The following is a 5,384-nucleotide window of genomic DNA, read 5'->3' as shown; positions in this document are numbered from 1 at the left end:
ACTCTGTAAAAGATAATATAGATATTTAGGGTATATTAATTCTAAAGGTTTTAATATCTTAGTTCCATCTGCACCTTGAACGAAATCAAAATCCACCCATTTTACACACCTTGTATGATCACCAAAAATAATAACCGGGAGTTCCCCAGAGAAACTCAGTTCTACATTATCTGTATAACCCGATATTAACCTTTGTCCTTGATCTACCACTGGTAATATTCCAGCCTCTTGATAATTTTTTTGAGGAATCTGTCTTTTACCATTGCTTATATTTACGACCACTTTTTCGAATAGCACCCACACCCAATTTTCCGGCACTTCATAAGGTTGTTCTTCTTCTAGGACTAGTGCTTCTTTTAGTAGCTCGTCGATTGGTTTTTGTTTTGTTTTGCTCATTTTTTCAGCACCTCAGGTGTTTCTGCTACTTTTAATGTGTTGTTCGATGGTTGGTAGCTGTTCGGTTGTTCAACCGCTTTTAGTTCAGCGATGACTTCGTTTAATAAGGAAATGGCTAGTTCTAGTTTTTCGACGGCTTCTTCGGCTGAGTCGATTGGGTCTGGCAAGTTTTCGTAAATCGATAGCGATTCGTCGGCAATTAAGCCGATGTCTAAGCTGTCGCCTTTTTTCGCAATTTCTTCGCGCGTGAATACGTTCCAGCGTTCATCTTGCACTTGATGGCGATCTTCTGCTGTATACGCATTGATAAAGTCGGCGAAATGTTCTTTCGTGAGCGGATTGCGTTTTCCAAACGACGGCATATTTGTCCGCAAATCGTACACCCATACTTCTTTCGTATTGCCGACATCGCTTGTGCCACGCGTGAAAAATAAGACGTTCGTTTTTACCCCTTGGGCGTAAAAAATGCCTGTTGGCAAGCGTAAAATCGTATGGAGCTCACATTTATCCATTAAATCGCGACGAATGTCCGCCCCGACTCCGCCTTCAAATAAGACGTTATCCGGCACGACGACGGCCGCCCGCGCTTTTCCGTTCGGTTTGAGCGCACGGTAAATGTGCTGCAAGAAATTCAATTGTTTGTTCGATGTCATAAACGTAAAGTCTGTTCTCGTCGCACGTTCACCGCCCTTTTTCGTTCCAAACGGCGGGTTTGTTAAAATAACATCATAGTTTTTCAAGCTTTCCCCTAACGATGAAAGCGTATCGCCTAATACAATTTCCCCATGAATGTCATGAAGCAGTGCATTCATGACCGCAAGGCGATGCGTATCTCGGACAAGCTCTACACCAGAGAACGCTTTATATTTTTGGAACTCTATTTCTTCTTGTGACAAATCGAAATAATCGTCCGTTTGCTTGCGAACGTGGCGATCGGCGGCAATCATAAAACCAAACGTTCCTGCCGCTGGGTCATGGCAACGTTCCCCTGGCTGTGGATTCACTAATTCGACAATGACTTCAATGAGCGGGCGAGGCGTAAAATATTGCCCCGCTCCTGATTTCACTTCGTTCGCGTTTTTCTCTAAAAGCCCTTCGTACAAATCACCTAATCCCTCTTGTTTCGCGTTGTACCAATCAAGGCTATTGATCGATTGAATGATTTTTTCTAAGTTTTTCGGCTCACGAATGTTCGAAGCGGCGTCTGTGTAAATTTGCTTTAACAATTCATTTTCTTCTTTTCCTAATGCAAGTAAAAGCTGTTGATAATGGTCTTTCAATTCAATGCCGCTTTTTGTCACGAGCGAATCCCAGCGATACGCTTCTGGAATGATATACTCTCGTCCTGTTTCTTTCATCATTTTTAAAAATAACAAATACGTTAGCTCGGTTACGTATTGATGGTACGTAATTCCATCATCGCGAAGAACGTTACATAAATTCCAAAGCTTCTGCACAATTTCTCGGTTGTTCATTTAGGCTTGCTCCTTCTTTGTGTGATAGTTATATAAGTTAACGTTAATTTCGCGGACAATTTGCGCGAGTTGTCCGTCGAAAATTTTGTCGATTTGCTTAAATCCGCCATGGCTCTTAAATGGCTCGTATTCAAACGCTTTTTCTGGATCGGGATGAAGGACGTATTCTTGCAACAGCTGCTTTTCGATGCGTTCGAGCCATTTCTTTTGCACCGGCGGCCATGCTTTCATTTGATAAATTTTCTTCATCGCGTTTTTAATTCGTTCTTCATGGCTAATGAGCGGGTCGCCTAATGCTTGCTGGCGAATGAAAGCAATAATATCTGCCGCGATGTCTTCGTTTTTCGCTTCTCGCCATGCCGCTTGCAGCTTTTTCTCAGAAAATCCTTTCTGGTCTAATTCAAGTAAAAGCTTTTTTAATTCTTCCCTTGTCAATTCGGTAGGACGTTGGCAAACGACCATGAGTGCAGGAATTTTGTTCATATTGTTGCGAATAAATTCGCCAAATGACTGCAAATAATCGTCTGGCTTTTCTGCGTTGCCGTATCCGCGTTTTACTGCAATCAGTTCATCTTCATGGTTCGAAATAAATTGCTTATTTTCTCGGTAGCGATTTTCGTCCATATAGCGGAACATCGATTTGTACTCTTTTAATTCTACAGGTAATTGCTCCGGCTGCAAGTCTTTTATCCAATCAATAAATTCATCGACCGTTTTTCCGCCAGATAGCACGTGAAAGTCTTGGTGTTGACGCTCTGACCATGTTTTCTTTTTCCGCTGTATTTTCGCGATAATTTGTTCTTTTTGATATTGGAGATGTTCTTGCTTCTCTATGCTCTCTAATTCTTCGACGAGTTGTGTTAACGAGATATTCGGTCGTGTCACTACTGGTTTCATGCTCGTATACGGTTTTAACGACTCATAAATCCCGACCGCATCGAAAATGTTGAAATGGTCTTTTTTAATCTCGTCGCATTTCCTTGTCGCACGTCCTAGCATTTGCTCATACAGAATGCGCGAACGTACTCGGCGCAAAAATACAAGGTTGGTAATGGCGGGGACGTCGATGCCTGTCGTCAACAAATCGACTGTCACGACAATCGTTGGGTATTTTTCATTTTTAAAGCGGCGAATGGCGCCAGAAGGGTCTTTAATCGAACCCGTAATTTTCATAATGGCTTGATCTTCGACTGCCCCATATACTGTTTCAAATTCTTCTTTTAAAATGCGCACGACTAAATCGGCATGATCGTCCGTCGCCGCAAAAATCAATGTTTTTCCTTCATCGTCAGGGGAAATGTATTTCGTCAATTCACGAATAATGACACGGTTAAAGCTTTCGGTAATGACTTTTGTATTAAACTGCGCCACGTCGATATTCACTTCGTCTTCTAAATACTCTTGTGAAATCGTTCCTGACACCGTGTCGTACACATCGACCGTTTCCCCTTTTGTCCACGTAATCCCTTCTTTTTTTAGCACCGTCTCAAATTGGTAAGGGGGCTCATGATCGACTAAATACCCGTCGATGACCGCTTCCCGATACGAATACGTGAACACAGGCGGACCGAAAATTTCGGTCGTATGCAATGCTGGCGTCGCTGTTAACCCAATGCGAACGGCGTCAAAATAGTCGAGCACTTTGCGGTATTTGCTTACATAATCTTGATGGTCACGGAATTGCAGTTCCACTTCATCCATTTCTTTATCTAACGTATATCCACGATGGGCTTCATCGACAATAATGCAGTCGTATTGGTCAATTGGCGGAACGTCTTCTGACCGATCGTTATAAAAAATGCGTTTTAACATTCCTTGCACCGTCGCAATGTGCACTTTCGTTTCGTTGTCTGGTTTTTGGTCGTACAACGACTGCAAATGATAAATTTCCGTAAACGTTAAGAAGTTTTCAAGCTTGCTTTCTTTAAATGCCCCTTCGGCTTGTTCGCCTAACGCTTTTCTATCCACAAGAAATAAAATGCGGCGGAAGCGGTTTGCTTTAATTAGTCGGTAAACTAACCCGATCGCCATTCTCGTTTTCCCTGTTCCCGTCGCCATCGCGATTAAAATGTTGCGTTTTTTCTCTTCGAGCGCTTTTTCAACCGCTTGAATCGCTTTTACTTGATAAGGGCGCAATTTTAAATAGTCGAACTTTTCATCACGCAACAGCTGCTCGGAACGTTCAATATCTTGAGCAAGCAGCTCTTTTAATCCTTGCGGCGTATACCACCCTTGTAGCGGGCGCGGATGGTTCGTTGATTTTCGCGCATCTAAAAACCAAATGCCTGATTTTTGTTCTAATTGTTTTAAATAAGAACGGCCGTTTGTCGCGAAAAGAAATGGGACAAAATAATCGCCCCACGGTTCGTGAATGATTTCATTGCCGTGGCGAACAATCGACTTCGCGTATTTTTTTGCTTGTTCAATATCGGATGGAATATCTTTGCTTGCTCGTTTTGCTTCAATAATCCCGACCAATTCCAGTCCAACAAATAAAGCATAGTCCGCGTAGCCATTTTGTAACGGCCACTCAGCGATCGCCATGTTCCGTCCTTTTTGTGGACGAGCACCTTTCGAAAATCGCAAATTCTCCGAATCGGCATCCCAGCCTGCTTCCTGTAGCTGTTGGTCAATAAGAATGCGTGTCTCCGCTTCGGTCAATTCCATATGGCTAACTGCTCGTTGTGAAAGTTCACGCCGTTTTTGTTTCTCTTCGCTTGGGACATAGAGTTGTTCTTTGCGGATTTTCTCAAGCTCCGTTTCTAGCTGGGAAAGTTTTTGTTCATAAGACTGAATCAAGCGCTGTAGTTCTTCTTCGTGCATGTTGGCACGTGGTACTGGATCGGCGTATGCTGGTGGTTGAAATGACCAATCGCCGTACACTTCCATAAACCAGACAGCGATGCGAAACGCCATATGTAATAACGCTTTTGCTTCCTCTACTTCCCCATAGCTTGGGTTATGTACCGCTAAATTCCCTTTTAAACGAATGGCCGTAAATAAGTCGTATATTTCTTTTGGGATGATTTGGTCATAAAAAAGCACTTTAAGTCGTTCTTGCTGATCCGTTCCTTTTTCTTCGCGAATTTCTTCCAATGCTAAAATATACTTCGTCATCGTTTCGGCAAATTTCCGCAGTTCGCTGATTGTTACGTTTGGGTTTTCATATACGTTCCGTTCTGCCGTTTCCCCAACTTTTGCAAGTACTCCCCACTTTTCTTCTAAAAAGCGAAAGTTATGCGACATATACCTCCCACCATTCTTTATTATTCATTGTCCAATTATCATCTTCATTTTACCATATATTTTATATTTTGTAATTTTGATGGATTGATAATCCATAAAACCCTTTTTATGCTTATGACCTATGTCATCTCTATTTCCGAAAATGGAACAAATCTCTTTTTTAGGTATACGAACCAAAAAAATAGACAAAAAAGCCCAGGGAGTGACGTTGGACATCAGTGCTCGAACATTCGTTCGTTATCTTGCCTCTCTCCATTTCTGATAGAC

2 protein-coding genes and 1 pseudogene are annotated in these 5,384 nt (G+C 42.3%); all 3 read right to left on the bottom strand.

Annotation, left to right across the window (positions count from 1 at the left end; all coding sequences use genetic code 11):
- A pseudogene (locus tag M4I42_RS16235) lies at positions 1-396 on the bottom strand (hypothetical protein); the annotation flags it as partial.
- Positions 393-1,871 carry a class I SAM-dependent DNA methyltransferase gene (locus M4I42_RS16230; protein WP_268853099.1) on the bottom strand — a complete coding sequence of 493 codons (1,479 nt, stop codon included), beginning with the start codon at positions 1,869-1,871 and terminating at the stop codon, positions 393-395. The gene M4I42_RS16230 and the pseudogene M4I42_RS16235, both read right to left, overlap by 4 nt.
- Positions 1,872-5,117 (bottom strand): type I restriction-modification system endonuclease, encoded by a 3,246-nt coding sequence (gene hsdR / locus M4I42_RS16225; RefSeq protein WP_268853098.1) that lies wholly within the window; start codon positions 5,115-5,117, stop codon positions 1,872-1,874. It lies immediately after the preceding gene.
- Positions 5,118-5,384 lie beyond the last annotated feature (267 nt).

Source organism: Anoxybacillus sp. J5B_2022 (assembly GCF_026847645.1).
GTDB lineage: Bacteria > Bacillota > Bacilli > Bacillales > Anoxybacillaceae > Anoxybacteroides.
Note: the sequence above shows the minus strand (reverse complement) of the source record. Positions and strands in the feature narration are given on the sequence as shown.

Bases quoted from the DNA above. Each gene is read 5' to 3' on its own strand.
- M4I42_RS16230 (WP_268853099.1), bottom strand. From the start codon at position 1,871: ATGAACAACCGAGAAATTGTGCAGAAGCTTTGGAATTTATGTAACGTT.
- hsdR (WP_268853098.1), bottom strand. From the start codon at position 5,117: ATGTCGCATAACTTTCGCTTTTTAGAAGAAAAGTGGGGAGTACTTGCA.